This window comes from Kingella potus, from assembly GCF_900451175.1.
GTDB classification, from domain to species: Bacteria; Pseudomonadota; Gammaproteobacteria; order Burkholderiales; family Neisseriaceae; genus Neisseria; species Neisseria potus.
Genome location: NZ_UGJJ01000001.1, coordinates 1,240,374 through 1,266,662 on the forward strand (window position 1 = coordinate 1,240,374; position 26,289 = coordinate 1,266,662).

General features: G+C 60.2%; 29 protein-coding genes. 13 read left to right on the forward strand and 16 right to left on the reverse strand.

Annotated features, from left to right (window positions below):
• Positions 1-3: 3 nt before the first annotated feature.
• From bamA to gshB, 11 genes are all read right to left on the reverse strand, one after another.
• Positions 4-2,412, reverse strand: a complete 2,409-nt coding sequence (gene bamA / locus DYE40_RS05740) for an outer membrane protein assembly factor BamA (protein WP_115308115.1) — start codon at positions 2,410-2,412, stop codon at positions 4-6.
• A gap of 4 nt (positions 2,413-2,416) precedes the next feature.
• The gene (gene rseP, locus DYE40_RS05745; protein ID WP_115308116.1) at positions 2,417-3,778 is read right to left on the reverse strand and encodes an RIP metalloprotease RseP; all 1,362 of its coding nucleotides are present in this window, start codon (positions 3,776-3,778) and stop codon (positions 2,417-2,419) included.
• Positions 3,779-3,812: 34 nt separating this feature from the next.
• The gene (gene ispC / locus DYE40_RS05750) at positions 3,813-5,039 is read right to left on the reverse strand and encodes a 1-deoxy-D-xylulose-5-phosphate reductoisomerase (RefSeq protein ID WP_115308117.1); all 1,227 of its coding nucleotides are present in this window, start codon (positions 5,037-5,039) and stop codon (positions 3,813-3,815) included.
• Between the two features lie 127 nt (positions 5,040-5,166).
• A complete protein-coding gene (locus DYE40_RS05755) occupies positions 5,167-5,919 on the reverse strand; it encodes an SIMPL domain-containing protein (RefSeq protein WP_115308118.1) in 753 nt (250 codons plus the stop codon).
• Positions 5,920-5,937: 18 nt separating this feature from the next.
• A complete protein-coding gene (locus tag DYE40_RS05760) occupies positions 5,938-6,705 on the reverse strand; it encodes a phosphatidate cytidylyltransferase (protein WP_115308119.1) in 768 nt (255 codons plus the stop codon).
• 4 nt (positions 6,706-6,709) lie between these two features.
• Complete coding sequence (locus tag DYE40_RS05765; protein WP_115308120.1) at positions 6,710-7,456, reverse strand: undecaprenyl pyrophosphate synthase; 747 nt, start codon at positions 7,454-7,456, stop codon at positions 6,710-6,712.
• A 40-nt stretch (positions 7,457-7,496) separates the two neighbouring features.
• The gene (gene frr, locus DYE40_RS05770) at positions 7,497-8,054 is read right to left on the reverse strand and encodes a ribosome recycling factor (RefSeq protein ID WP_115308121.1); all 558 of its coding nucleotides are present in this window, start codon (positions 8,052-8,054) and stop codon (positions 7,497-7,499) included.
• Positions 8,055-8,229: 175 nt separating this feature from the next.
• Complete coding sequence (locus DYE40_RS05775) at positions 8,230-8,742, reverse strand: copper chaperone PCu(A)C (protein ID WP_115308122.1); 513 nt, start codon at positions 8,740-8,742, stop codon at positions 8,230-8,232.
• A gap of 128 nt (positions 8,743-8,870) precedes the next feature.
• A complete protein-coding gene (locus tag DYE40_RS05780) occupies positions 8,871-9,281 on the reverse strand; it encodes a diacylglycerol kinase (RefSeq protein WP_115308123.1) in 411 nt (136 codons plus the stop codon).
• Positions 9,282-9,366: 85 nt separating this feature from the next.
• On the reverse strand, positions 9,367-9,852 hold the full coding sequence (locus DYE40_RS05785) for a hypothetical protein (RefSeq protein ID WP_115308124.1): 486 nt from the start codon (positions 9,850-9,852) through the stop codon (positions 9,367-9,369).
• Between the two features lie 86 nt (positions 9,853-9,938).
• Positions 9,939-10,889: a glutathione synthase gene (gshB, locus tag DYE40_RS05790; protein ID WP_115308125.1), complete on the reverse strand. Its 951-nt coding sequence runs from the start codon at positions 10,887-10,889 to the stop codon at positions 9,939-9,941.
• 107 nt (positions 10,890-10,996) lie between these two features.
• Here gshB and DYE40_RS05795 point away from each other — a divergent pair, with 107 nt between their 5' ends.
• Together DYE40_RS05795 and radC are read left to right on the forward strand one after the other, a co-directional pair.
• A complete protein-coding gene (locus DYE40_RS05795) occupies positions 10,997-11,467 on the forward strand; it encodes a YchJ family protein (protein WP_115308126.1) in 471 nt (156 codons plus the stop codon).
• 96 nt (positions 11,468-11,563) lie between these two features.
• A complete protein-coding gene (gene radC / locus DYE40_RS05800) occupies positions 11,564-12,238 on the forward strand; it encodes a RadC family protein (RefSeq protein WP_115308127.1) in 675 nt (224 codons plus the stop codon).
• 81 nt (positions 12,239-12,319) lie between these two features.
• Here the strand turns inward: radC and recR are convergent, their stop codons facing one another.
• The 4 genes from recR to rnc form a co-directional block, all read right to left on the reverse strand.
• Positions 12,320-12,925, reverse strand: a complete 606-nt coding sequence (gene recR, locus DYE40_RS05805; protein WP_115308128.1) for a recombination mediator RecR — start codon at positions 12,923-12,925, stop codon at positions 12,320-12,322.
• 72 nt (positions 12,926-12,997) lie between these two features.
• On the reverse strand, positions 12,998-13,465 hold the full coding sequence (locus DYE40_RS05810; RefSeq protein ID WP_115308129.1) for a hypothetical protein: 468 nt from the start codon (positions 13,463-13,465) through the stop codon (positions 12,998-13,000).
• An 83-nt stretch (positions 13,466-13,548) separates the two neighbouring features.
• Positions 13,549-14,799, reverse strand: a complete 1,251-nt coding sequence (glyA, locus tag DYE40_RS05815) for a serine hydroxymethyltransferase (protein WP_115308322.1) — start codon at positions 14,797-14,799, stop codon at positions 13,549-13,551.
• 143 nt (positions 14,800-14,942) lie between these two features.
• Complete coding sequence (gene rnc / locus DYE40_RS05820) at positions 14,943-15,677, reverse strand: ribonuclease III (RefSeq protein WP_115308130.1); 735 nt, start codon at positions 15,675-15,677, stop codon at positions 14,943-14,945.
• A gap of 176 nt (positions 15,678-15,853) precedes the next feature.
• On the opposite strand from rnc, the gene folP reads away from it, so the two are divergent.
• From folP to DYE40_RS05855, 6 genes are all read left to right on the forward strand, one after another.
• Positions 15,854-16,708 (forward strand): dihydropteroate synthase, encoded by an 855-nt coding sequence (gene folP, locus DYE40_RS05825; protein WP_115308131.1) that lies wholly within the window; start codon positions 15,854-15,856, stop codon positions 16,706-16,708.
• A 224-nt stretch (positions 16,709-16,932) separates the two neighbouring features.
• On the forward strand, positions 16,933-18,273 hold the full coding sequence (gene glmM, locus DYE40_RS05830) for a phosphoglucosamine mutase (RefSeq protein ID WP_115308132.1): 1,341 nt from the start codon (positions 16,933-16,935) through the stop codon (positions 18,271-18,273).
• 126 nt (positions 18,274-18,399) lie between these two features.
• Positions 18,400-19,101, forward strand: a complete 702-nt coding sequence (locus tag DYE40_RS05835; protein ID WP_115308323.1) for a DedA family protein — start codon at positions 18,400-18,402, stop codon at positions 19,099-19,101.
• 144 nt (positions 19,102-19,245) lie between these two features.
• Positions 19,246-19,764 carry a shikimate kinase gene (locus DYE40_RS05840; RefSeq protein WP_115308133.1) on the forward strand — a complete coding sequence of 173 codons (519 nt, stop codon included), beginning with the start codon at positions 19,246-19,248 and terminating at the stop codon, positions 19,762-19,764.
• 3 nt (positions 19,765-19,767) lie between these two features.
• Positions 19,768-20,847, forward strand: a complete 1,080-nt coding sequence (gene aroB / locus DYE40_RS05845) for a 3-dehydroquinate synthase (RefSeq protein ID WP_115308134.1) — start codon at positions 19,768-19,770, stop codon at positions 20,845-20,847.
• Between the two features lie 271 nt (positions 20,848-21,118).
• Positions 21,119-21,325 carry a hypothetical protein gene (locus DYE40_RS05855; protein WP_115308136.1) on the forward strand — a complete coding sequence of 69 codons (207 nt, stop codon included), beginning with the start codon at positions 21,119-21,121 and terminating at the stop codon, positions 21,323-21,325.
• Between the two features lie 383 nt (positions 21,326-21,708).
• On the opposite strand, the gene DYE40_RS12570 is transcribed toward DYE40_RS05855, so the two are convergent.
• Complete coding sequence (locus DYE40_RS12570) at positions 21,709-21,846, reverse strand: hypothetical protein (RefSeq protein ID WP_172461224.1); 138 nt, start codon at positions 21,844-21,846, stop codon at positions 21,709-21,711.
• Between DYE40_RS12570 and DYE40_RS05860 the strand changes: the two genes are divergently transcribed.
• From DYE40_RS05860 to rplS, 5 genes are read left to right on the forward strand one after another with little or no spacing between them, the layout of a single operon-like run.
• On the forward strand, positions 21,845-24,085 hold the full coding sequence (locus DYE40_RS05860) for a bifunctional acetate--CoA ligase family protein/GNAT family N-acetyltransferase (RefSeq protein ID WP_115308137.1): 2,241 nt from the start codon (positions 21,845-21,847) through the stop codon (positions 24,083-24,085). The two genes, DYE40_RS12570 and DYE40_RS05860, sit on opposite strands and share 2 nt — an antisense overlap.
• Before the next feature lie 58 nt (positions 24,086-24,143).
• Entirely contained in the window at positions 24,144-24,392 is a 249-nt protein-coding gene (gene rpsP / locus DYE40_RS05865; RefSeq protein WP_115308138.1) for a 30S ribosomal protein S16, read from the forward strand.
• Between the two features lie 3 nt (positions 24,393-24,395).
• Positions 24,396-24,905: a ribosome maturation factor RimM gene (gene rimM / locus DYE40_RS05870; RefSeq protein ID WP_115308139.1), complete on the forward strand. Its 510-nt coding sequence runs from the start codon at positions 24,396-24,398 to the stop codon at positions 24,903-24,905.
• Positions 24,906-25,676 (forward strand): tRNA (guanosine(37)-N1)-methyltransferase TrmD, encoded by a 771-nt coding sequence (trmD, locus tag DYE40_RS05875; protein WP_115308140.1) that lies wholly within the window; start codon positions 24,906-24,908, stop codon positions 25,674-25,676. It begins immediately after the preceding gene.
• Positions 25,673-26,038, forward strand: coding sequence for a 50S ribosomal protein L19 (rplS, locus tag DYE40_RS05880; RefSeq protein ID WP_115308141.1), 366 nt, complete (start codon positions 25,673-25,675; stop codon positions 26,036-26,038). The genes trmD and rplS overlap by 4 nt, the downstream gene beginning before the upstream one ends.
• Positions 26,039-26,289: the final 251 nt, after the last annotated feature.

Sequence of the window (26,289 nt, forward strand, 5' to 3'; positions counted from 1 at the left end):
GTTTTAGAAGGTGGTGCCCAACTGGAATTGGAAGCGTTGGATTTCGTCGGTGGTTTTTTTCTTAATCGGGTAGGCGTAGCTGAACTTCATCGGCCCCAGCGGCGAAAGCCAGGTAACGGCCGCACCGGCGGAGTAGCGCAGCTCTTCCTTGAAAGTGGAATGGTGGCTGGTGCCTACGCCGTACACGTTTTGTACCGTTCTGCCGCCCAGCGGGTCGCTGCTGGCATCGTTGTAGGTTTTGCCGTCCCACACGCTGCCCGCATCGGCGAACAGGCTCAGGCGGACGCTGCGGCTGTCTTTGATGCCGGGGAAGGGGAACAGCAGTTCGGCGGTGCCGGAGAGCATTTTGTTGCCGCCGTAGCTGATTTTGTCGCCGTCCACGTCGTAAACTTTCGGGCCGAGTGTGCCGCTTTCGTAGCCGCGTACCGAACCCAAGCCGCCGCCGTAGAAGTTTTGGAAGAAGGGAAGCTCTTTGGTTTTACCGTAGCCGTCGGCCGTGCCGACCGAGCCGCCGAGCATCAGGGTGAAGTTTTTGCTCAACGGGAAGAACCATTTTTGGTTGTGGGTCAGGCTGTAATACAGCAGGTCGCCGCCGGGCAGGCCGCCTTCGAGGTTGGCATCGACGACGTAGCCCCTTGTCGGCCACAGTGCGCTGTCGGTTTTGTTGCGCCCCCAGCCGATGCTGCCTTTGATGGTCCAGCCTTTGTATTTGCCGATGCCGTTGGTTTGGTTACTGGCGTGTTTTTCGATAAATTCGCGGTAGCGTTTCGGCGCACCCGAGAAGGTTTCCACCTGCATATGTTCCGCACCGAGGCCGAAGTTTACGCGGTCGTATTCGGTTACCGGCACGCCCATGCGGATGCCTGCGCCGAGGGTGGAGGTTTTGTAGCGGCTGTTGCTGGTGGTGGAGGAAGAGGATTTGCGCGGATCGTAGGTTTTGCCGTAGAGGTCGTAGCCCAAGCTCACGCCGTCGGGTGTGAAATAGGGGTCGGTAAACGACAGCGAGGCGTTGTTGGTGGTTTTGCTGCGGGAGATGCGGGCGGAAACGGATTTGCCTGTACCGAACAGATTGTCCTGCGCCACACCGAACGCCATAACCAGGCCGGTATCCTGCACCCAGCCCGCGCTTACATCGAGCGAACCGGTGGCGCGTTCGTTGATGCTCATGTCGACATCTACCTGGTCGGGCGTGCCTTCAACCGGACGCGCTTCGAATTTCACATCGTCGAAATAGCCTAAAAGTTCGACGCGCTCTTTCGAGCGTTGCAGTTTGGACACGTCGTAAGGCGCGGCTTCCATCTGGCGCAGCTCGCGGCGCACGACTTCGTCCCGGGTTTTGTTGTTGCCGGAGATGTTGATTTTGTTTACATATACTTTGCGGTTTGGTTCGACCTGCAAAACGAAATCCACCACGCCGGTTTCGCGGTTGGGCTGGGGAATGACGTTTACTTCGCTGAACGCGTAGCCCGCCGTACCCATGCTCTGCTGTATTTTTTCCAGGCTTTCCAGCATCTGCGCACGTTCGTATTTGCGCCCTTCCTTCATTTTCAGGTGCTTGTAGAGTTCTTCTTTCGGCACTTCGCGGGTATCGCCGTCGATGCTGACCTTGCCCCAGCGGTAAGGCTGTCCTTCGGATACGGTGATCTTCATGGTTTGGTGCTTCTGATCCGCACTCATCTGTACGTCGGTATTGACGATACGGAAGTCAAAATAGCCGTTGTTTTGGTAGAAGTCGGTAATGCGTTCCAAGTCTTGCGAGAATTTGTCGGAATTGAAGCGGTTGGATTTGGTAATCCAAGTAAACAAACCGCCTTCGCTCAAAGACATCTGGCGGCGCAGGCGGCGGTCGGAATAGCGTTGGTTGCCTTCAAATTCGATGTCGTTGATGGTGGTGGTTTTGCCCTCGTCGATTTTTAGCTGTACCGCCACGCGGTTGCGTGCCAGACGGGTAACTTCGGGGGTGATTTCCACCGCGTATTTGCCCTGCTTTTTATATTCTTCCTTCAAACCGGCCACGGCTTCGTTCAGACGGCCTTGGTTGAACGGGCGGGACTGCCCCAGGCCGAAAGCATCGAGGTTTTTCTTGATGGCATCGTTTTGAATCAGCTTGCCGCCGCTGACTTCGAAGCTGCCGATGACGGGGCGTTCGACCACGGTCAGCAGGAGCTGGTCGCCCATGCTTTCCACGCGCACGTCGTCAAAAAGACCGGTGGCGTAGAGATTGCTGATGATTTCTTCGCTTTGTCCGTCGCGGAATGTTTCGCCGACTTTGACGGGCAGATAGGTAAATACGGTGGCCGGCTCGGTGTGCTGCAAACCTTCCACACGGATGTCGCGGACGGTAAAGTCGGCGGCGGCAGGCAGGGACAGGCCCAACATCATCAAAGCGAGGGTGAGTTTTTTCATTTTCATAAAGTTATCCAAACAAACGGGTAATGTCGTTAAAAAAAGCCAAAACCATCAGCATCAGCATCAGTGCCAGCCCGATGCGCAGCCCGGCAGACTGTATGCTTTCGGAAAGCGGTTTGCCGCGCAGCCATTCGATGCTGTAAAACACCAAATGGCCGCCGTCGAGTACGGGAACGGGCAGCAGGTTCATTACGCCGAGGCTGATGCTGACCAGGGCAAGGAATTCGATATAGGGCTGCCAGCCCATGGCGGCGGTTTTGCCGGCCACGTCGGCAATCGTCAGCGGGCCGGAAACGTGTTGCAGCGAGGCTTGTCCGCCGAGCAGGCGGCCGAAGAAACGGACGGTAAGGCTGATGTAGCCTGTGGTTTTCTTCCAGCCCAGTGCCACCGATTCGCCAAGGGAGGGATGATAGCGGAAGCGGACTTCTTTGTCCCACACTTTATCGGTTTGCGCTGCCAGGCCGACGCGGCCGACCAGCTCGCCGCCTATCCGTTCGGCTTCGGGGCGCACGGCGGTGTGCATGGTTTGGCCGCCGCGCAGGTAGGCGATGTCGATTTTGCGCCCCGCGCTTTGGCGCACCAAGTCCGTCCACGAGAGCCAGTCGGCAATCGGTTTGCCGTCGGCGGACAATAAGGTGTCGCCTTCTTTCAGGCCTGCACGGGCGGCGGGGCTGTCGGGCATGACTTTGGCGATGGTTTGGGTCATGCGGTATGGGGCAAGGCCGATGTAGCCGCTGTTTTTCGCCACATCGTCCGCAGCCTGCGTGCCGGCGATGTTGATGGTGCGCACGGCCGCCCTGCCTGCTTCGTCGGTAACGGCCACTTCGACTTTGCCGGCTTCCAAATCCAGCACGATGGCGGTTTGCGCGTCGCCCCAGTTTGTTACGGGTTCGCCGTTTACCGCGCTGATGCGGTCGCCAGAGCGAAAGCCGGCTTGGGCTGCGATGCTGTACGGCTCGACTGTGCCGACATAGGGTTTGGTTTCGTTGATGCCGAAAGAGAAGCTGAAGCTGTATAACAGGAAGGCGAGTATCAGGTTGGTCAGCGGGCCGGCAGCGACGACGGCGATTTTTTTTGCCGGATGCTGTTTGTCAAAGGCAAAGGGCAGGTCGGTTTCGGCTACTTTGCCTTCGCGGGTATCGACCATTCTGACGTAGCCGCCCAAGGGTATCGGCGCAAGGCACCATTCGATATTGCGCCAGCGTTTGGTAACAAACGGTTTGCCGAAGCCGACGGAAAAGCGCAGCACTTTGATGCCGCACCAGCGGGCGACAAGCAGGTGGCCGAGTTCGTGCAGGCTGACCAGCACGAGGATGGCGACAATGAAAGATGCGGCGGTGGATAAGGCGTTAAGCAGAAAGGACGGCAATGTTTTCCCCGGTTAATGTTTTGTTGCTGTGTTTTCAGACGGCCTCTGTATGGTTTGAGGCCGTCTGAAAATATGGTTTTGCGTTCGGACGCTCTGAAAACGCCTGTGCCTGTCTGCGCGTTTGCGCATCGAGATCGAGCAGGCTTTCCAGGCTTCCTGTGTCGTTTGGGAAGCTGCCGTTCAGGCAGTGTGCCACGGTGCGTGCGATGTCGGTAAAGCGGATTTTTCCGTCGAGAAAGGCGGCGACGGCCACTTCGTTTGCCGCATTCAATACGCACGGGGCGGCACCGCCGGCGTTCATGGCTTCGTAGGCCAGCTGCAGACATGGGAAGCGGGCAGAGTCCGGTTGTCTGAAAGTCAGGGCGGACAAGGTTTCGAAGTCTAGTGCTTGCGCTCCGGATTCGATGCGCTGCGGCAGGCCGAGGCAGTAGGCAATCGGCGTACGCATATCGGGATTGCCAAGCTGCGCCAGTACCGATCCGTCGAGATAGCGCACCATGCTGTGTACCACCGATTGCGGGTGGATAACCACTTCCAGCCGTGCCGGAGGACAGTCAAACAGCCAGTGCGCTTCAATCAGTTCCAAGCCTTTGTTCATCATGGTGGCGGAATCGACGGAAATTTTCCTGCCCATACGCCAATTCGGGTGTTTTACCGCTTGGGCGGGCGTGATGTGTTCCAGTTCGGCCGGGTCGGTATCGAGAAAGGGGCCGCCCGACGCGGTAAGGATGATGGAGCGGATGCCGTGTTCGTCCAAACGGCCTGCGCAGCCGCGCGGCAATACTTGGAATACGGCATTGTGTTCGCTGTCAACCGGCAGCACTTGCGCACCGTTGGCGCGGGCGGTTTCCATAAACAGCGCACCGGACATGACCAGTGTTTCTTTGTTGGCCAGATAGATGGTTTTGCCTGCTTTGGCTGCGGCCAGCGCGGAAGGCAGACCCGCCGCACCGACGATGGCGCACATTACTCCGTCTACGCAGTCTGCGGCGGCGATGTCGGCCAGAGCTTGCGCTCCGTATAGCACTTGGGTTTGGCAGCTTTGGTCGCGCAGCAGTTTTTCCAGTGCGGCGGCGTGTCCGGCATCGGCGGTTACGGCGTATTCCGGTGCAAACCGTACACATTGTGCCGCCAGCTTTTCCACCTGTCTGTGTCCTGCCAGCGCGAAGATGCGGAATCTGTCGGGATGGCGCGATACTACGTCCAGCGTGTTTTCGCCGATGCTGCCGGTACTGCCGAGTATGGTAAGGGTTTGGGGCATATTTTTATTCTGTTCAGGCCGTCTGAAAACGGCGGCATGTCTGTTATTGCTTGCTACGGATGTGTTTTTGACGGACGGCAGGTTTTCAGACGGCCTTTTGCGGCTTGGAGGCAGGCTGAAAACGGGTTTAGTCGATGGCGTATTCTATCGTTACCACCAGCCTTACCTGTTTGCCGACGGTGGTTTTGTCGTAGGTGCCGCCGTAGTCTTCGTCTTCGCTGCTGCCTTTGTCGGAATAGATGTTGAACGAGCCCTGCGAGGCGGAGCGCATCGCGCCGACTTTGCCGCCGCCGGTTTTGGCAAATTCGGCGGCGCGTTTTTGCGCGTCTTCGGTGGCTTGGGTAATCAGGTCGCGTTTGATGGTTTCGAGATTGCCGAGCAGGTATTGCGGGGCATCGAAGTCGATGAAGTCGTTTTTCGCCCGCAGGCTGCGGATGGCGGTTTGCGCGGCTTGGATTTTATCGAGTTTTTTGGTGTTGACGGTGATGTGCAGCGTGCCGTCGTAGCCGTTCGGGCTGCGGCCGACGATTTCGCCCTGTTCGTTACGGATGTCTTTGTAGACACGCTCTACCTGCGGCAGGCCGGTCTGTATTTCCGCGTTGTCAAAACCCTGCTTTTTTAGGAAAGCGGCCAGTTTCTTGCTTTCGCTGCCGAGCCCGTCCAGCACGGCTTGATAGCTGTCGCCGTGCAGGGCGACGCCGCTGCGCCAGGTTGCGCTGTCGGACTGGAAGTTCTTTTCCGCCAAGCCTTTGACGGTGATCGTGCCGGGTTGGCGGAAATTTTTAAATTGTACGCCGAGGATGAAGGCCGCCGCCATCAGTCCGGCGGCAAGCAGTACGCCCAAAACGGGCAGGGAGGATTTTTGGTTTTGCTCCGGCATGATCCGCTCCTTTGCGGTTTAAAGTAGAAAGTAACAGGCGGCAAAAACGCTTACGGCGGCAATCAGGCCGTCCACACGGTCGAATACGCCGCCGTGTCCGGGCAGCAGGCTGCTGCTGTCTTTGATGCCTGCGGCGCGTTTGAGCCAGCTTTCGAGCAGGTCGCCGCAAACGCTGGCGGCGGTCAGCACGATACCGGCAATGATTGTGGTGGCATTAAATCCAAACCAGCAGACAAGGTATACCAGCACCGCCGCGAGGCCGCCGGCCACGCCTTCCCAGCTTTTTCCCGGGCTGATGGAAGGGGCGAGTTTGCGTCTGCCGAATGCCTTTCCGGAAAAATAGGCGGCGGTGTCGGCAACCCACACTACGCCCATAATGCCCAAGAGCGGCAGTGCGCCGATGTCGGCGCGCAGGACGGTAAGGGCAAACCAGAAAGGCAGTACCAGCATCCATCCGGCGGCATAGGCGCGCCAGCCGCCTTGCAGCTTCCATTTGTTTTTCAGCCACAAGGGCATAACGGCCAGCCAAAATGCGAGTACGGCCAACCAGCCGACGGCAGGCAGCATCCAGTTTCCGGCTGCGGCAAACAGCATGAAAACCGCCGTACCGGCAAGATACGGCGTACGTTCGCGCTGGGAAATGCCGGTCATGCGGGCGTATTCCCATAAGGCCGTCAGGGCAATCAGGGCGCAGAAAGCCGCCCACAGGGTGTCGGAAGCCCAAAACAGCATACCCAGCATGACGGGCAGCAGAATCAGGGCGGTGATGATGCGTTGTTTCAACATGGGTTCAGTTTCTCTGCTGTTCCTGCGGCAGCTGTTCGGAGGTGCGGCCGAAGCGGCGTTCGCGTTTTTGGAAGGAAGCGATTGCGTCCGTGAAGGCTTTTTTGTCGAAGTCCGGCCACAGGGTGTCGGTAAAGTAGAGTTCGGCGTAGGCCATCTGCCAGAGCAGGAAATTGCTGATGCGTTTTTCGCCGCCGGTGCGGATGAAGAGATCGGGTTCGGGGGCGTTGCCGAGCATCAGGCAGGCGTTCAAATCGCTTTCGGTAATTTCGCTTCTGCCTTCGGCAAGCAGCCTGTTGGCGGCTTGCAGGATGTCCCAGCGGCCGCCGTAGTCGGCGGCGATGGTCAGGGTGAGGCCGCTGTTGGCTGCGGTAAGTTTTTCGGCAGCTTCGATACCGGCGGTGATTTGGGCATTGAAGCGGCTGCGGTCGCCGATGACTTTCAGGCGCATATTGTGTTCGTGCATCCGCCGAACCTGTTTTTGCAGTGCCTGTAAAAACAGGTTCATCAGAAAGCCGACTTCGTCCGGCGGCCTGCGCCAGTTTTCGGTGGAAAAAGCGAAAACGGTCAGGTATTCCACGCCTGCGGCCGAGCATTCGGCACACAGGTTTTCCAATGCGTCCAAGCCTTTTTTGTGTCCCATGACGCGCGGCAGGAAACGTTTTTTCGCCCAGCGTCCGTTGCCGTCCATGATGACGGCAATGTGGCGGGGGATGCTGTGGTGTTCGGGAACGGCCTGGGTGCTGCTTTTCACGGAAAGTCCTTGTGGTAAAGGGCGTTTTTTCAGACGGCCTTTACACCGCCATCAGATCCTCTTCTTTCGCGGCGAGGATTTTGTCGGCTTCGGCGGTGTATTTGTCGGTGAGCTTTTGTACGGCTTCTTCGCCGCGGCGGGCTTCGTCTTCGGATACTTCTTTGTCTTTCAGCAATCTTTTGATGTGGTCGTTGGCATCGCGGCGTACGTTGCGGATGGAGACGCGCCCTTCTTCGGCTTCGCCGCGTACGACTTTGATCAGGTCTTTGCGGCGTTCTTCGGTCAGCATGGGCATGGGGACGCGGATGAGGTCGCCGACGGAAGCGGGGTTGAGGCCGAGGTTGGAATCGCGGATGGCTTTTTCGATTTTGGCGGCCATATTGCTTTCAAAGGGTTTCACGCCGATGGTGCGGGCATCGAGCAGGGTTACGCTGCCTACCTGGCTGACGGGTACCATGCTGCCCCAGTATTCCACTTCCACTTGGTCGAGCAGGCCGGTGTGGGCGCGGCCGGTGCGCACTTTGGCGAGGTTTTCTTTCAATACTTCCAAGGAACGCTGCATTTTGCTTTCGGCGGTTTTCTGAATGTCGCTGATCATTTGTGTCTCTGTTGAATTTATGTGGCTGGAAAATCAAAGGCGGGATACTACCTTGCTTTCGGATGGCGGGCAAGCCGACGGGCGGCGGGCGGATTGGCAGGAGAAGGCCGTCTGAAAACCCCGAAACGCCGGTTATGGGTTTTCAGACGGCCTTTATGATGCCGTTTAGGCCGAATCAGTGCGCATGGCCGTGTTCGTGGCCGTGGTCCGGCTTCATACCGCCTTTGGCGGCGGCGTTGTTGGCGCGTACTTCAATCTGTACGGTTTGGTCTTTCGCGTCTTTGAATTTGAGGGTAACGGGGAATTTGTCGCCCGGTTTGAGCGGTTTTTTCAAGCCCATCAGCATGATGTGGTAGCTGCCCGGTTTGAGGGAAACGGTTTCGCCTTTGGCGACTTTCAGGCCGCCGGGTACGGGCTGCATTTTCATGCCCATGGCTTTCTGGCCGGTTTTCGGGTCGGTGATTTCGGCATGGACGTGTTCGTGCACTTCCACGCTTTTGGCTGCGGGGCTGCTGCCGCCGACCAGTATGATGTCTTTGGGGGTGTCGTTTTGCAAGTCGAAGAATACGCCGCCGTTTTTCATGCCGCCGACGGTTTCGCGCGCCCATGAGTTCTGTACGGACACGCCTTCGGCAAAAGCGGCCTGACACATGGCAACCATTGCTGCTGCTGCGAACAATTTTTTCATACTGTTTTCCTTTTCAAAACACGGTTTAAAAAAATGCCGGCAACGGCCTTGCGTTTGCGGGAGGCTGTGCTGACGGGAAAACTATATGTGTTATATGGTATCGGCGCAAGGGAAAACTTTGACCGAACTCAAAAAAAGGCAAAGCCGTATTCGCGCCAGAGGGCGGTGAGCCACAGTAGGGCGAGCAGGGCGAGGGCTAGGGTTTGCGCGGCCGAGCATACGTCTTTGGCGCGTTTGGCCAAGGGGTGTTTTTCCAGCGAGGTGTGGTCGACGGCGGCTTCTACGCCGGTGTTGAACAGTTCGACAATCAGGCAGAGGAAGGAGGCGGCGATCAGGATCATCTGGGACGCGGTGCCGAAAGGCAGGAAAAAAGTCAGGACAATCAGCGGAATATTGAGCCACAGAAGCTGGCGGAAGCCTTGTTCTTCGCAGGCGGCTTTGAAGCCGTCGCGCGAGTAGCCGCAGGCGTTGATGATGCGGCGCAGGCCGGTTTTGCCTTTGATTTGTCCGGCGTAGCTGTCGGGTGTGGGTTTTTGCATAAAATGTTCTCTTTAAAAAAGCAGGAAACAGGAGCAGGCCGTCCGAACAGCCGTTTTTGCGTTTTCAGACGGCCTCAAAGCCTTTTCAGACGGCCTGTGCGTCTTTGTCTTCTTTGCCGTTCCGGTTTTCCTCTTCTTCGAGGTATTCGCCGATGAGGCCGTCCAGCGTGCCCGCGCAGCCGTATTCTTGCGCGAGGGGCAGGATTTCGCCGCTGTCGTGGGCGAAGAGGAACAGTTCGTTGCTGTCCGCGCCCAGCAGGATTTTGTCGCCGCTGCCGTTGTCGGCGATGGCGAGGAAGTGTTCGTAGCCGGACAAACCCGCGTCTTGCGCGGCTTGGCGGAACCATTGGGTTTGGATGATGACACCGTCGTCCGGGCGGTGGCGGGCGTAGAGTTCCAAGCCGAGGTAGCATGGGCCGAATTCGGAAATAATTTTTTGATACAGTGGGTTGGGGCGCAGGTTCAGCATTTGTCCGATGTCGGCGACGTCCTGCGGCGTGTCGGGCGTGCCGGCGGTTTCTCCAATTTCGTTTTCGGCGAAAAAGCGGCGGATGCGTTCGATTAAGTCCATGTTGCGTTTCCCGAAGATGTCGCAGGAAAGGGCAGAGGCCGTCTGAAAAAACGGGAAACGGTTTTTCAGACGGCCTCAAAGCCTGTTCAAACCGCCGCTTCTACTGCGTCGGTGAAGAGGGCGGCCACGTCGCAGTCTTTTTGCTGCGTGATTTCTTGGAAACCGGTCGGGCTGGTTACGTTTACTTCGGTGAGGTGTTCGCCGATGATGTCCAAACCGGCCAGCAGGATGCCGCGCCGTTTCAGTTCGGGGGCGAGGGTTTCGGCGATTTCGCGGTCGCGTGCCGACAGGTTCTGCGCCACGCCGCGTCCGCCGGCCGCCAGGTTGCCGCGCGTTTCGCCATGCTGCGGTATCCGTGCCAGCGCGTAGGGAACCACTTCGCCGCCGATGACCAATATCCGTTTGTCGCCGTGCACGATTTCGGGGATGTAACGCTGCGCCATGATGGTGCGGGTTTCCATCCGCATCAGGGTTTCCAAAATGCTGCCGGTATTCGGGTCGTGTCCGGTGAGGCGGAAAATGCCCATGCCGCCCATGCCGTCGAGCGGCTTGACGATGATGTCGCCGTGTTCGGCGAGGAAATGGCGCACGTCGGCGGCGCGGGTGGTAACGATGGTGGAGGGGGAAAACTGCGGGAAATCCAGTACGGCCAGCTTTTCGTTGAAATCGCGCATGGCCTGTCCGCTGTTGAATACTTTTGCGCCGTGGTTTTCGGCCAGCGTCAGGAGCTGTGTGGCGTAGAGATACTGCATATCGAAGGGCGGGTCGGTGCGCATAATCACTGCGTCAAATTCCGTCAGGGCCGTTTGAACGCTGCTTCCTGCGCGGAACCAGGCGTGGTCGTGGTTGTTTTTCGCACCGAGAAAATCGAAAGGCGCGGCCTGTGCGGATACCGTGCCGCCGTTTGCCGACAATTCGCCCGAGAGGGTGTGGAACAGCTTGTGGCCGCGCCGCGCCGCTTCGCGCATCATCGAATAGGTGGTGTCTTTGTAGGTTTTGAAACCGGCCATCGGGTCGGCGATAAAGAGGATGTCCATCGGCCTTGCTCCTGAATGAAAAACGGCTGTCATGATAGCAAGAAACGGCTGTGCGCGTCAGCGTGCCTGCTATACTGCGCCGTCTGTCCAAAAGGCCGTCTGAAAACATGGAAAACCAAGCCTGCCCCTGCCAATCCGCGCTGTCGTACGCCGAATGCTGCCGCCCGCTCCATGCGGGTGCGCCCGCCGCCGACGCGCTTGCGCTGATGCGTTCGCGCTATGCCGCCTATGTTTTGCAACTGGCCGGCTACATCGTGCAAACCACCGTACCTGCCCAGCAAGGCCTGCTCGACACCGCCGCCATTGCCGCATGGAGCCGCGAAACGCGGTGGCTCGGCTTGGAAATACGCGGTTTTCGCAACGTCGGCACACGTCATGCGCAAGTGGAGTTTGCCGCTTTTTACGCCGGCGCGGACGGCACGCGGCAGGCGCATCACGAGCTTTCGGCCTTTGTGCGCACGGGCGGCTGCTGGTATTTCATCGACCCCACCGTGTCCCTGCCCGCCGCGCAAAGTCCGTGTTTCTGCGGCTCGGGCAGAAAGTTTAAAGTGTGCTGCGGGCGGTTTTTCCGTGCCTGATGCGGCCAAACGGTTTCGAGGCCGTCTGAAAACGGTTTCAGACGGCCTGTTTTTATTTTTTCTCCATACACATTGGCAATAGCGGAAAGGGAAAACATGAGCATCAAAGACTGGCCCGAAGGCGAGCGGCCGCGCGAGAAGCTCTCCGCCTTCGGCGCGGCGGCGTTGAGCGATGCCGAGCTTTTGGCGGTGCTGCTGCGCACGGGTATCAAAGGCATGAGCGCGGTGGATTTGGCGCGTTACCTGCTCAACGAATTCGGCAGCCTCGGCCGCCTGATGAGCGCGCCCGAGCGCGAGCTGGTGCGGCATAAGGGCATGGGGCGGGCGGGCTTTACCCAGTTTGCCGTGGTGCGCGAAATCGGCCGCCGCGTGCTGGCCGAAGAGCTGCGCGAGGGCGAGCCGATGTCCGATCCGCAGACTGCCGCAGGCTTTTTGCGCCTGCAACTGGGACACGAGCGGGTGGAAGTGTCGCTGGCCCTGCTGCTCAACAGCCGCAACCGCCTGATCGACTGCGTGGAGCTCTCGCGCGGCACGGTGGCGGAAAACGCGGTGTATGTGCGCGAAATCGTCAAACTCGCCCTCGACCGCTACGCCTCCGCCCTCATTCTCGCCCACAACCATCCCGGCGGTTCGCCCGAACCCTCCGCCGCCGACATTGCCTTTACCGGCCGTCTGAAACAGGCTTTGGAGCTGGTGGACGTGCGCCTGCTCGACCATTTTATTATTACCGCACAGCGGGCGGTGTCTTTCTCCGAACGCGGGCTGGTGTAGGCAGCTATGCTGCGGCAGGCCGTCTGAAAGCTGCAATACGGTTTTCAGACGGCCTGTCGTTTTCCGCCGCCGTTTCCATTCCTATTCTTTCAACTGCTTGCGTTCGTACACGGCCTGTGCCAGCGTGCCGGCATCGATGTATTCGAGTTCCGCGCCCAGCGGCATACCGCGTGCGAGGCGGCTGATTTTGCAGGGCAGGGTTTTGAGAAGTTCGGCAAGGACGTAGGCGGTGGCATCGCCTTCGGCGGTAAAGGCGGTGGCGATGATGATTTCTTCGACTTCGCTGTCGGCAAGCCGCGCGATGAGTTTGTCGAGGGCGATGTGGTCGAGATCCATGCCCTGCGCGGGGCTAATCTGCCCCATCAGCACGAAATACAGGCCGTCGTGGCAGTGTGCTGCTTCCATGCCGGCCACGTCGGCGGGCATATGGACAATCATCAGCCGCCGCCCGTCGCGCGCGGGATCGGCGCAGACGGCGCACAGCTCTTCTTCGCAGAGGGTGTTGCAGCGGGCGCAGTGGCGGACCTGGCGCAGGGCGTGTTGCAGGGCTTCAGCCAGCTCGGCCGCGCCGTCGCGGTTGTGCTGCAACAGGTGGAAGGCGATGCGCTGGGCGGATTTGGGGCCGACGTTGGGCAGGGCTTTGAGCGCGTCGGTGAGGCGGGAGAGCGCGTCTTGCGGTTTGGGCATAGGGATTCCGTTGGTGTGTCGGGATATGGTTTGAGGCCGTCTGAAAAGCCGTAAAACGGGTTTTGCAGGATTTCAGGCTGTCTGATGGAACACGGCTGCCACTTCGCGCGCAAATTTTTCCGCATACGGCATTCGTATGGCTTGGAAATAGGGCAGTAAATCATCGGGGCGGTGTTTGAGCAGGTAATACAGAATCAAATGATGCAGCAGCGTGTTGGGGCATTGTCCTAAATCTATTGTTTCGCTGTCATCGTCATCATCGGGATCGGGCGTTTCGCCTGCGGGGTATTCTTGTTCGTCTGGTGCATCGCGGAATGTTGCGTAATAGCGCGTGGCGAAATCCAGCAGCGGCGCGGCATCGGTTGCCAGCAGGCGCATCACATCGTCTTCGCTTAAACGGGCACGCGCCAGGCATTGGCTGTCGCGGTGTGCCAGCGTGGTTTCGTATTCGGGATACATTTTCATGCCTGTGCGCTGTTGTAATTGTGCCAATAGTTGTTGATAGAGGGAAGATGCAATGATTTTTCTGGCGATAAACATGGAGTTGTGCTCCGTGAAATGGCAAAAAAGCAGCCTGAAAGTGGAAAACCGCTTTCAGACTGCCTATGGTTTACGCTGCCCTGTTACGCGCCGTAAACGGGGTTTTTGGCGCACAGGGCTTGGGCTTTTGCCGCCACCGCTGCCAAATTGGCTTCGTCGTTGGGATTGTCGAGCACGTCGGCCACCAGATTGGCCAGTTCGCGCGCGTCTGCTTCGCTGAAGCCGCGTGTGGTAATGGCGGCCGCGCCGACGCGGATGCCGCTGGTTACGAAGGGTTTTTCCGGATCGTTGGGGATGGCGTTTTTGTTGATGGTGATGTGGGCTTTGCCGAGTGCTTCTTCGGCGGTTTTGCCGGTGATGTTTTTCGGGCGGAGGTCCACGAGGAATACGTGGCTTTCGGTGCGGCCGGACACAATCCGCAGGCCGCGTTTGACCAATTCTTCCGCCATCGCTTTGGCATTGGTTTTCACCTGTTTGGCGTATTCCTTAAATTCCGGCTGCAAGGCTTCTTTGAAGCAGACGGCTTTGGCGGCGATGACGTGCATCAGCGGGCCGCCTTGCAGGCTGGGGAAAATCGCCGAGTTCAAGGCTTTTTCATGCGTGTTGTCGCGGCAGAGAATCACGCCGCCGCGCGGGCCGCGCAGGGTTTTGTGGGTGGTGGTGGTAACGAAGTCGGCAAAGGGCACGGGGTTGGGATATTCGCCGCCTGCCACCAGTCCGGCGTAGTGCGCCATATCGACAAACAGATACGCGCCCACTTTGTCGGCAATCTCGCGGAATTTCGCCCAGTCGATTTCCAGCGCGTAGGCCGATGCGCCGGCCACAATCATTTTCGGCTTGTGTTCGAGGGCGAGGCGTTCGACTTCGGCATAGTCCAATACTTCGTTTTCGTCCAAACCGTAAGTGATGGCGTTGTAGAGTTTGCCCGAAATATTGACGCTTGCGCCGTGGGTGAGGTGGCCGCCGTGGGCGAGGCTCATGCCCAAAATGGTGTCGCCGGGTTTGAGTACGGAAGTGTAAACGGCTTGGTTGGCCTGCGAGCCGGAATGCGGCTGTACGTTGGCATATTCCGCGCCGAACAGTTTTTTCACGCGGTCGATGGCAAGCTGTTCGGCCACATCGACGTGTTCGCAGCCGCCGTAATAGCGTTTGCCGGGATAGCCTTCGGCGTATTTGTTGGTAAGCTGGCTGCCCTGCGCTTCCATCACGGCGCAGCTGACATAGTTTTCCGAGGCAATCAGCTCGATGTGGTCCTGCTGGCGTTGGTCTTCGGCGGCGATGGCTGCGGCCAGCTCGGGGTCGAATTTGGCGATGGTGAGGCTTTTCGAGAACATGGGGTTTCCTTTGGAATGGGTTTCAGACGGCCTGATGCGGCGGGCGGCCATTGTAGCAGCAGTTGGCGGCTTTGAAACAGTTTGCGGCCGTCTGAAAACGCCGTTTTGCTGCCGCCCGAGGCGGTTTTCAGACGGCCTTTTTGCTATTTCTGCCTGCGCTTTTGCGGCGTTTTCGCCGGCGGACGGTGCGCGGCGAGCCATTCGAGGGCGGTGCGGGCGGCTTCCTGCTCGGCGGCGCGGCGGCCGGAGGCTTGGGCGGTGCTGACGAAGCCGAGTTCGCCCAAGTCGCAGGATACGGTAAACCACGCGTTTTCGCCTTCGCCTTCCTGTTTGTCGATGCGGTATTTGGGCAGGGCGAGGCGTTGCGCCTGCAAGGCTTCCTGCAAACGGGTTTTTGCGTCTTTGGCTTCTTTTTCGCCGCAGTCGATATTCTGCACGCGGCTGTGGAAGAGGCGGCGGACGACGGCTTCGGCGGCGGCGAAATCCGCATCGAGGCAGACGGCGGCAAATACGGCCTCCATCGCGTCGGCAAGGATGGAAGGCCGTCTGAAACCGCCGCTTTTGAGTTCGCCCGGGCCCAAAAGCAGCGCGTCGCCCAGATTGAGCGAGGCGGCGGTTTCGGCCAGCACGGTCTGGTTGACGAGGTTGGCGCGCAGGCGCGAAAGGCGGCCTTCGGGCAGGTCGGGATAAGTGTCGAACAGCATACGGGCAACGGTGTAGTTGAGCACCGCGTCGCCGACAAATTCGAAGCGTTCGTTGTGCCGCGACGAGAAGCTGCGGTGGGTGAGGGCGCACTCGAGCAGGGCGGGATTGGCGAAAGTGTGGCCGAGGGCGGCTTGCAGGCGGCGCACGGCGGCATCGTGCAGGGTTTTGTTCATGGCTTTCCTCCGGGCGGGTCGGGACGGCGGCAGCGGTTTTCAGACGGCCTGAAAACGGCGGCGCGGCATTGTAGCCGATACGGCGGCTTTGTGCCGCGCCGCTTTCGGCGGAGGCGGCGCGGCTTCTTATTGTTATTATATAATCGTGCCTTTCAACCACGGCGGCGGAGGGCGCGATGGGCGCGACACTTTGGCAGGCGGGGCGGTTTGAACTGGATTTGGCCGCGCCGAAAATCATGGGCATCGTCAATCTCACGCCCGATTCGTTTTCCGACGGCGGCACGTATTCGGCCAACGTGAAAAGCACGCTGGCGCACGCGGAAAAGCTGTTGCGCGAGGGCGCGGACATTTTGGATGCCGGCGGCGAATCGACGCGGCCGGGTGCGGACTTTGTGCCGCTTGAAGAAGAATGGCGGCGGCTCTCGGCCGTATTGCCGGAAATGGCGCGCTGGGGCGTGCCGGTCAGCACGGACACGCGGCGCACGGAAATCATGCGCCGCCTGCTCGACAAAGGCTGGACGGACATCATCAACGACGTGCAGGCTCTGGAAGACGCGGGCGCGGCGGAGCTGCTGGCGCGGGAAGGCTGCGCCGGCGTGTGCCTGATGCACATGAAAGGCCTGCCGCAAACCATGCAGGACAACCCTTGTTACGGCGATGTGGCGGCCGAAGTGGCGGCCTATCTTCGCCAAAGGGCGCAGGCGTGCGAAGCGGCGGGCATCGCGCGGCGGCGGCTGGTACTCGACCCGGGCTTCGGTTTCGGCAAAACGCTGGCGCACAACACCGCCCTGATGCACGGCCTGCGCACCCTGTCCGCCGAATGCGGCCTGCCGCTTTTGACCGGCGTGTCGCGCAAACGGATGATCGGCGAATTGAGCGGCGAGCAGAGGCCGTCTGAAAGGGCGGCGGGCAGCGTGGCGGCGGCTTTGGCGGCGGCGGCGCGCGGCGCGAAAATCCTGCGCGTACACGATGTGAAGGAAACCGCCGACGCGCTGAAAGTGTGGGCGGCCTTGGGCGGGGATTTGGCCTGATTCGGACAGGAGGCCGCCCCTGCCTGCGCGGGATGGCGTTTCCGAAAAGCCTGCCTGCCGTTTTCAGACGGCCTCACCAAGGCAGAAGCAGTCGGGCAAACCAAGCCGCGCTGGCCGGCGCACGGGCGGAATGTGCCGGATACGGCGGTTTGCTGCGCGCCCAATCTTCCGCAAGCGGTTGTTTTGGATTTAATTTATTGTTCTGTCAAACAAAGGAGCGGCTTATGGCCAAAAAATATTTCGGCACCGACGGCGTGCGCGGCGAAGTGGGGCAGTTTCCGATTACCCCCGATTTTGTTTTGAAACTCGGCTACGCGGCGGGCAGGGTGCTGGTGCAGCACGACGGCAAAGGCCGTCCGACGGTGATTATCGGCAAAGACACCCGTATTTCCGGCTATATGCTCGAAGCCGCATTGGTGGCCGGCTTTACCGCCGCCGGCGCAAACGTCATCCAAACCGGCCCGCTGCCCACGCCCGGCATCGCCTACCTCACCCGCGCCCTGCGGCTTGCCGCCGGCGTGATGATTTCCGCCTCGCACAACGGCTATGCCGACAACGGCATCAAATTTTTTGCCGAAGGCGGCGTGAAGCTCTCCGACAAAATCGAGCTGGAAATCGAAGCCGAACTCGAAAAAGCGGTGCAGACCGAACACTCCGACCACCTCGGCCGCGCCCGCCGCATCAGCGGCGCGGACGACCGCTACATCGAGTTCTGCAAATCCGCCTTCCCCAACCATCTCGACCTCTACGGCCTGAAAATCGTCGTCGATACCGCCAACGGCGCGGGCTACAACGTCGCCCCCAAAGTGTTTCACGAACTGGGCGCGGAAGTGGTGAGCATTGCCGACGCGCCGAACGGCTACAACATCAACGACAAATGCGGTGCCACCCATCCGAAAACCCTGCAAGCGGCCGTGCTGCAAAACGAAGCCGACTACGGCGTGGCACTCGACGGCGACGGCGACCGCCTGCTGATGGTGGACAGAAACGGCAAAGTCTACGACGGCGACAAACTGATTTACATCGTTGCCAAAGCCCGCGCACAGGAAGGCAGGCTGGCGGGCGGCGTGGTCGGCACGGTGATGACCAATATGGCGATGGAGCTTGCCCTGGCCGAAAAAAACATCCCGTTTGCCCGCGCCAAAGTCGGCGACCGCTATGTGCTCGAACAGCTCCAACAGCGCGGCTGGCAGGTGGGCGGCGAAGCCTCCGGCCACATCCTGTGCATGGACAAACACAACACCGGCGACGGCATCATCTCCGCCTTGCAGGTGTTCGCCGCCCTCAAAACGCTGGGGCAGGATTTGGAAGCGGCGGTAGACTGGAAAGCCTTCCCGCAAACCATGATCAATGTGCGCATTGCCAAAGGACAGGACTGGCAGAGCGCGGCCGCACCCGTGCTGGCCGAAGTGGAAAAAGAGCTGGCCGGCGAAGGCCGCGTCGTCCTGCGCGCCTCGGGCACCGAACCCGTCGTGCGCGTGATGGCGGAAGCACGCCGCGAAGATGCCGCCCGCGAGGGTGCGGAACGCATTGCCCAAGCCATCCGGCAGGCTGCGCAAAAATAGGATAAGGCCGTCTGAAAAACGGGCGTTACGGTATAATCCGCGCTTTTCAGACGGCCTTGCGCTGCGGATTTCCCGCTTTATGCCGCACGGCGGGTGCAGCACGAAACATTCGAGGAAACAGGATTTATGGCAGCTTTTTTAGAAAACTTCTTCCTCCAATACGGATACGCCGCCGTGTTTTCCGTATTGCTTGCCTGCGGTTTCGGCGTGCCGATACCCGAAGACATTACTCTGGTAACCGGCGGGATCATCTCCGGGCTGGGCTATACCGACCCGCACATCATGGTGGCCGTGGGCATTGCCGGCGTACTGGCGGGAGACGGCCTCGTGTTCGCCGCCGGCCGCCTGTGGGGCGACAACATCATGCGCTTCCGCTTCATCGCCCGCGTGATGACCCCGCAACGCTATGCCCAGGTTGAAGAAAAATTCGAGAAATACGGCAACTGGGTGCTGTTTGTCGCCCGGTTCCTGCCCGGCCTGCGCACCCCCATCTACATGACCGCCGGCATCAGCGGCAAAGTGTCCGTGCTGCGCTTTATCATGATGGACGGCCTTGCCGCCCTCGTGTCCGTGCCGATTTGGGTGTATCTGGGCGACTACGGCGCGACCAACCGCGAATGGCTGATGAAAACCGTCCACCAGGTGCAGCACGGCTTGTTTGCCGCCATTGCCGTCGGCGCGGCACTGCTGGGCTGGTTTTGGTGGCGGACCCGCAGCCGCCGCCGCTTCTACCGCGAAAAATTCGCCGAATCCCGCGCCAGACGCAAAGCGGCCAAAGCGGAGCAGAAACAAAAAGCGGCGGAGCAAAGCGCAGACCATCAGGCATAAGCGCGCAAAAGGTTTTCAGACGGCCTCTGAAAACCTTTTTTTTCATCCGCCAAACCCGCAATCCCCCGCCTGCAAAGGCGGCGGCAGACCTTGCGGCATTTTGCAAAGGTGCCGCCGCGTATTTTTCGGTTAAAATAAGTTGCCATGAACACAGCGAAAAACAACATCTTCCTCATCGGCCTGATGGGCGCGGGCAAAACCACCCTCGGCCGCCGCCTTGCCGCGCAGCTCGGGCGCACGTTTTACGACAGCGACCAAACCATCTGCGAACGCACCGGCGTGTCCGTGCCCACCATCTTTGAAATGGAAGGCGAAGAAGGCTTCCGCGTCCGCGAAGCCGCCGTTATCGACGAAATTACCGCCCGCTCCGGCATCGTGCTGGCTACCGGCGGCGGCGCGGTGCTGCGCGAAGAAAACCGCCTGCGCCTGCGCGCGCGCGGCACCGTCGTCTACCTGCACGCCGCGCCCGAAATCCTGCTCGAGCGCACCCGCAGCGACAGAAACCGCCCGCTGCTGCAAGTGGCCGACCCGCTGGACAAGCTGCGCAGCCTCTACCAAACCCGCGACCCAATCTACCGCGCCGCCGCCGATTTCGTCGTCGAAGCCGGAAAAAGCGACTGCCGCAAAACCCTTGCCCGCATTCTGCAATGCTTACAGGACTGAACCATGCTCACACTCACCGTTGCCGCCCCCTCCCACAGCTATCCCATCTTCATCGGTTCCGGCCTTCTTGCCGGCCTCGCGCAACACCTCGCCCCCTATGTCGGCAAAAAAGCCGCCGTCATTACCAACGACACCGTCGCCCCCCTCTATCTCCAATCCGTTCAGACGGCCTTGGATGCATTAAACGTCGAACACTTCTCCGTGATCCTGCCCGACGGCGAAGCCTATAAAAACATCGAATCGCTCAACCATATCTACGACGAACTCCTGCGCCGCCATGCCGAGCGCGGCACCACCGTTATCGCGCTGGGCGGCGGCGTAATCGGCGACACCGCAGGCTTTGCCGCCGCCACCTACCAGCGCGGCGCACCCTTCGTCCAAATCCCCACCACCCTGCTGAGCCAGGTCGATTCCTCCGTCGGCGGCAAAACCGCCGTCAATCATCCCCTGGGCAAAAACATGATCGGAGCGTTTTACCAGCCCCAGGCCGTCATTGCCGACCTTGCCGCCCTGTCCACGCTCCCGCCGCGCGAATTTTCCGCCGGCATGGCCGAAGTCATCAAATACGCCCTGTTGGGCGACGCGGATTTTCTCGACTGGCTGGAAAACAACATTGCCGCCGTGATGGCGCAGGAGAGCGAAGCCCTCACGCAAACCGTTTACCGCTGCTGCCAAATGAAAGCCGCCATCGTTGCCGCCGACGAAACCGAACGCGGCATCCGCGCCCACCTCAATCTCGGCCACACCTTCGGCCACGCCATCGAAGCCGAAATGGGCTACGGCAACTGGCTGCACGGCGAAGCCGTGGCCGCAGGCATGGTGCTGGCCTGCCGCCTGTCCGAACAGACCGGACACCTTACCCCCGCCGACACCGGACGCGCCGCCGCCCTGATCCGCCGTGCCGGCCTGCCCGACGCGCCGCCCCGTTTCCCGTTTGAAAAATGGCTCGCACATATGCGCCACGACAAAAAAGTCAGCGGCGGCACCATGCGCTTCGTCGGCCTCGAACGCATCGGACAGGCCAATATCACCACCGTCGAAGACACCGGAATCCTGCGCCGCACCCTTGCCCCCTACCTGTAAATCCGTTTTCAGACGGCCTCTGCCGCATTACGCAGCATATTTTTCACCGTGCCGCCCCGCCTGCGCGGGGATAAGGTTGCACAAAACGCCACACATACCCGAAAGCCATAACTGCCGACCTGCGCGCCCGATTGCGCCGCCGCCGCAGCGTTTTGCAGCGGCGGCACCGGCGTGGGCGGCATCGGCTTTTTCGCCTTCAACGCCGCATACCGTCCGAACATCACCGAAGAAACCCTGCGCCTGCGCCGCGATGCAGGCCTGCCGCACCATTATGTTTTTTCTGGCCGAATTTGCCGAAAGCGTGGTTTTTCTCGACACCCGTACAGGCGGAGTTTCATGGTTTGCTGCCGCCGGATACGGCACTTTCGTCCGTGCCCCGCAAGAGCTTGACGGTTGCGACACCCGACCCGGCTTCGCCGCATGTCTGGCCGGCTGCCTCGCCGAAGAGGAAGCGCAATGCAGCGGCGATGAGGCCTGAACCGTTTTCAGACGGCCTCTGCACAAAAAACCGCGTGCGCTGCGGCAAGCGCAGGATATGCGGCCGCCGCGCACGCAGTCGGTTTCCGCATGGTGCGGGGCAGCCTGAAACCTTTTTTGCAGAAGTCCGTAAACCTGTTTTCAGACGGCCTTATGCTTTGAGGCCGTCTGAAAACGCCAACCGGACACACCAAACCGACCCGAAAGCCGCTTCTGCCGCAAGCATTGTTTTTTTCCAAATATGCGCACATCCGCAGCCGCACGGTTTGCTGCCGCTGCTTTTCCGGCGTAGAACGGCAGCGAGCCATACCGCCCGAACTGTTTTTCAGACGGCCTCGAAACGCATAAAGGCCGTCTGAAAACATGAAAACGGATGCCGCCGCATCAGGCAGGCATACCGTTGCCGCCGCACATTTGCCCGCTGCCGTACTGCCTCCGAACGATTGCCGCCGTTGTTTTCAGACGGCCTACCACAGTTTGGAGGCCGTCTGAAACCCGTCCGCCAAACAGGAAACCCGCCATGACCCCCCTGCCGCTGCACGAACTGTTTGAAGCCCGCCACATTGCCGTCGCCGGCGCGAGTCCGCGTATGGAAACGGCGGGCGGGCGCATCTTCGCCGCGCTGCTGCACCGCCCGTTTGCCGGCCGCCTCACGCCGGTAAACCCGCGCCGCAAAACCGTGGCCGGGCTGGCCGCCGTTGCCCATGTCGCGCAAATCAGCGACACGCCCGATCTGGCGGTGCTTGCCGTGCCGCCGGAGGCGCGTGCGGGCGTGGTGGCGGCCTGTGCCGCTTCGGGCGTGCCGTATGTGCTGCTGGCGGCAGACGAAGGCAGCGAGCCGGATGACGCGCAATGCGCCAAACTTTTCAAAGCGGCTGCGGGCGGCGCGGGCAAAACGCAGTTGGTGCTGTGCGGCGGCGACGGTTTCAACCTGCCGCAGGCGGGGCTTTATGCCGGCTGTTTCGGCAGTTTTCCGGCAGCGGGGCGCGTGGCGCTGCTCGGGCGGCAGCCGGGTTTCTGCGGCGGCGTGCTGCGCGGCCTGCACGGCATACCCGTCGGTTTTTCCTTTACCGCCAATCTGCTGCCGCAGTCGCCTGTTGCGCCGTGGCTCGACCGTTTCCGCGAGGACGGACACAGCCGTCTGCTGGTCTGCCAGTATCTGCAGCAGCAGCCCGCCGCTTTTTTCAGCAGCCTGCGGCAGGCGGCGCAGGAAAAAAACGTGGTGCTGTATGCGCCGCAAAGCCTGAACGCGCATGAAGACGCATTGTTGCGCGGTTTGGCGGAACAGTGCGGCGCGTTGGCGGTGCGCACGCCGGGCGAGTTGCAGGCGGCTGTCCGCGCCGCCTTCCTGCTGCGCCGGCAGGGGCAGGGCGGCATACACATTCTTGCCGACGGCGAAACGGGCTGGCTGGCCGATATGGCAGAGGCTGCGGGCGTGCGGGCGCACGTCCTGCCCGCGCTGTCCCGCCGCGCCAACCCGTTGGAAATCCGCGATGCCGCCGCCGCCGCGCTGGCCGACGGCAACTGCCGCGCCCTGCTGGTGCGGGCGCACGATGCGGATACGGCGGCGCAGTTGGCGCAGTTGCAGCAAGGCAGCGAAACGCCGCTGTATGCCGTACTGCCGCAGGATACGGGAGCGGACGGCGCGTTTTCAGACGGCCTGTCGGCATTTCGCAGCGAAGAACAGGCCGTGCAGACACTCGCGGCGCAGGCGGCCTGGCAGCGTCTGCACAAAAGCAGGCAAACCCCCGCCAAACCGCGCCGCCCGTCCTGCCTGCCGCCCGACCTGCGCCAGGCCGCATTGCTGGCGGAGCATCCCGAAGAGCTGGCCGCCGTGCTGCATCTGCCGCCGTATGGGGTAGACGGTTTTTCAGACGGCCTGCTGTCCTACACCGTCCTGCCGCACGAGGGTGCGGTACTCGAAGCGCAATACTGCGGGCAGACGCTGCTGCTGCTTCCGCCCTTCGACACCCGCCACGCCCTGCGCCTGAGCCGTTTTTTCGGCAACGGCGGCCTGCGCCCCGCATTCGAACAGCTTCTGCTGTCGCTCCATGCCGCCGCCTACGGTTTCCCGCAATTGCAATCGCTGCGCATCCGTGCCGACACGCAAAACGCGCTGCTGTACAGCGAAAATCTGTCTGCCGCCGCCGATGCGCCGCCGTCCGAACCGCTGTTTGCCGCCGCGCCTCTTTCGGACTGCCGCTTCTTCGCCGCCGCCAACGGCGAAATCCTCCACATCCGCCCGCTGCTGCCCGAAGATGCCGAAGCCTTGCAGCGTTTTGTCCGCAGCATGGACGAAGCCGACCGCAAAACCCGTTTTATGAGTGCGGTGAAAGAACTGCCGCCCGCCCGCCTTGCCCGTTTTACCCTGATCGATTACGCCCGTGACTACGCCCTTGCGGCATGGCGCGGCAGCGGCGAAATCGCAGCTTGGGCGCAATACGCCAGCCTGCGGTTTCCCGATGCCTGCGAATTCGGTATTGCCGTGGCAGCCGACATGAAAGGGCAGGGGCTGGCTGCCTGCCTGATGCGGCAGCTGATACGTCGGGCGGGCAGACAGGGTTACGGCACCGTCTGCGCCGAAATCCTCTCCGAAAATACCGCCATGACCGCCTTGGCGGCCAAGCTCGGCTTCAAAATATCCCCTTCGCCCGACGATGCGCGGCTGCTCGCCGCCCGCCTTGTCCTGCAACGCGAAAAACACCGGAAAAACCGCCTGCCGGGCAACAAACGCTTGCGTGCCGCCGGCAAAACAGTCTAAAATCCGCGCCTTTGCATATCCGGCAGACTTTGTGTCTCTACAATTAAGGAAAATAAATATGGTAGTTATCCGTTTGGCCCGAGGCGGCTCGAAAAAACGTCCCTTTTACAGCGTAGTCGTAACCGACAGCCGCAACCGCCGCGACGGCCGCTTCATCGAGCGTGTTGGCTTCTACAACCCCGTTGCCAACGACAAACAGGAACGCGTCCGCCTGAACGGCGAACGTCTGAACCACTGGGTCGGACAAGGCGCGCAGGTCAGCGATGCCGTTACCAAACTGATCAAAGAACAGCAGGCCGCCGCTTAATCCATGGCGCAGGAAACGCAGTGGGTGCCCATGGGCTACATCAAAGGCGCGTTCGGCATCAAAGGCTGGGTAAAAGTCGCCGCCGATACCGAATACGCCGACAGCCTGCTGGATTACCCCGAATGGCGTTTGATCAAAGACGGTAAAACCGTTTCCGCCGTTTTGGAAGCCGGCAAAGTAAGCGGCGGAGATCTCCAAGTAAAATTCCAAAACACCGACGACCGCAATGCCGCGCACCTGCTGCGCGGCTATACTGTTGAAATCAACCGTAGCGATTTTGGGGAAACGGAAGAAGGCGAATACTACTGGGCGGATTTGGTCGGCATGGCCGTCGCCACGCCTGACGGGGAAATTCTCGGTACGGTCAGCGGCCTGATGGAAACCGGTGCGCATGATATTTTGGTCGTGAAGCACAAAGACGGACAAACCCTGATCCCGTTTGTCGAGCAGTTTGTCGGCGAAATCAATCGGGATACCCGCACCATTACCGCCGACTGGGCTGCGGACTACTGAATGAAAATCCAAGCAGTTACCCTGTTTCCCGAAATGTTCGACAGCATTACCGGCTACGGTGTAACCGGACGGGCATTCAAACAGGGTATATGGCGGTTTGAGGCAGTGAATCCGCGCCGCTTTGCCGACAACCGGCTGGGCTATATCGACGACCGGCCTTTCGGCGGCGGGCCGGGCATGATTATGATGGCCCCGCCGCTTTATGCCGCCATCCAAGCAGCGCAGGCGCAAACAGAAAGCGGCAAGGGCAGGGTGGTTTACCTCAGCCCGCAGGGAATACCGATGAGCCACGGCAAGGCGGCGGAACTCGCGGCTCTGCCCGATCTTATTTTGCTGTGCGGACGTTACGAAGGCATAGACGAACGCCTGCTGCAATGCGGTGTGGACGAAGAAATCGGCATTGGCGATTTCGTCGTTTCCGGCGGGGAACTGCCCGCAATGATGCTGATGGACGCGGTATTGCGGCTGGTTCCAGGCGTATTGGGCGACATACAGTCCGCCGAGCAGGACTCGTTTTCAGACGGCCTCTTGGATTGTCCGCACTATACGCGCCCGACAGAATTTCAGGGCATGGCTGTTCCGGCGGTTTTACGCTCGGGCAACCACGGCCTGATTGCCGAGTGGCGGTTGGAACAATCGCTGCGACGCACTTTGGCGCGCCGGCCGGATTTGCTGGCACGGCGCAGTTTGATCCCACAGGAAGCCCGCCTCTTGCGGAAAATCGAGCAAGAGCAACGGGTCATCCCATTAGACTCAGGAAATAAACAATGAACCTCATCCAGCAACTGGAACAAGAAGAAATCGCCCGCTTGGGCAAACAAATCCCCGAATTCGCGCCGGGCGACACCGTAGTCGTCCATGTGCGCGTGGTCGAAGGCACACGCAGCCGTTTGCAGGCTTACGAAGGTGTGGTTATCGCCCGCCGCAACCGTGGGCTGAACAGCAACTTCATCGTCCGCAAAATTTCCAGCGGCGAAGGCGTGGAACGTACTTTCCAGCTTTATTCTCCGGCCGTGGAAAAAATCGAAGTAAAACGCCGTGGCGATGTCCGCCGTGCCAAACTGTACTATCTGCGCGGCCTGACCGGCAAAGCGGCGCGTATCAAAGAAAAACTGCCCGCCCGCAAATCATAAGCCCGATTGTTCCGATAAAACCTGCCGTTTCTGCGGCAGGTTTTTTACCGTATGCAACGATAAAAAACGGATTTTTCTGCTTTTGGCAGCAAAGGCCGTCTGAAAATAAGTGGAGCAAATATAGAAAAGATGTAAGACAGCAGGCTGCCGACAGTACGGCAAGGAGCAGAAATGCCGCAGATTTTTTCTTTTGGCTCATATACTTTCAGACGGCCACGCCAAAGCCCGCTTGCCCCGCCGTGTCGAATTGT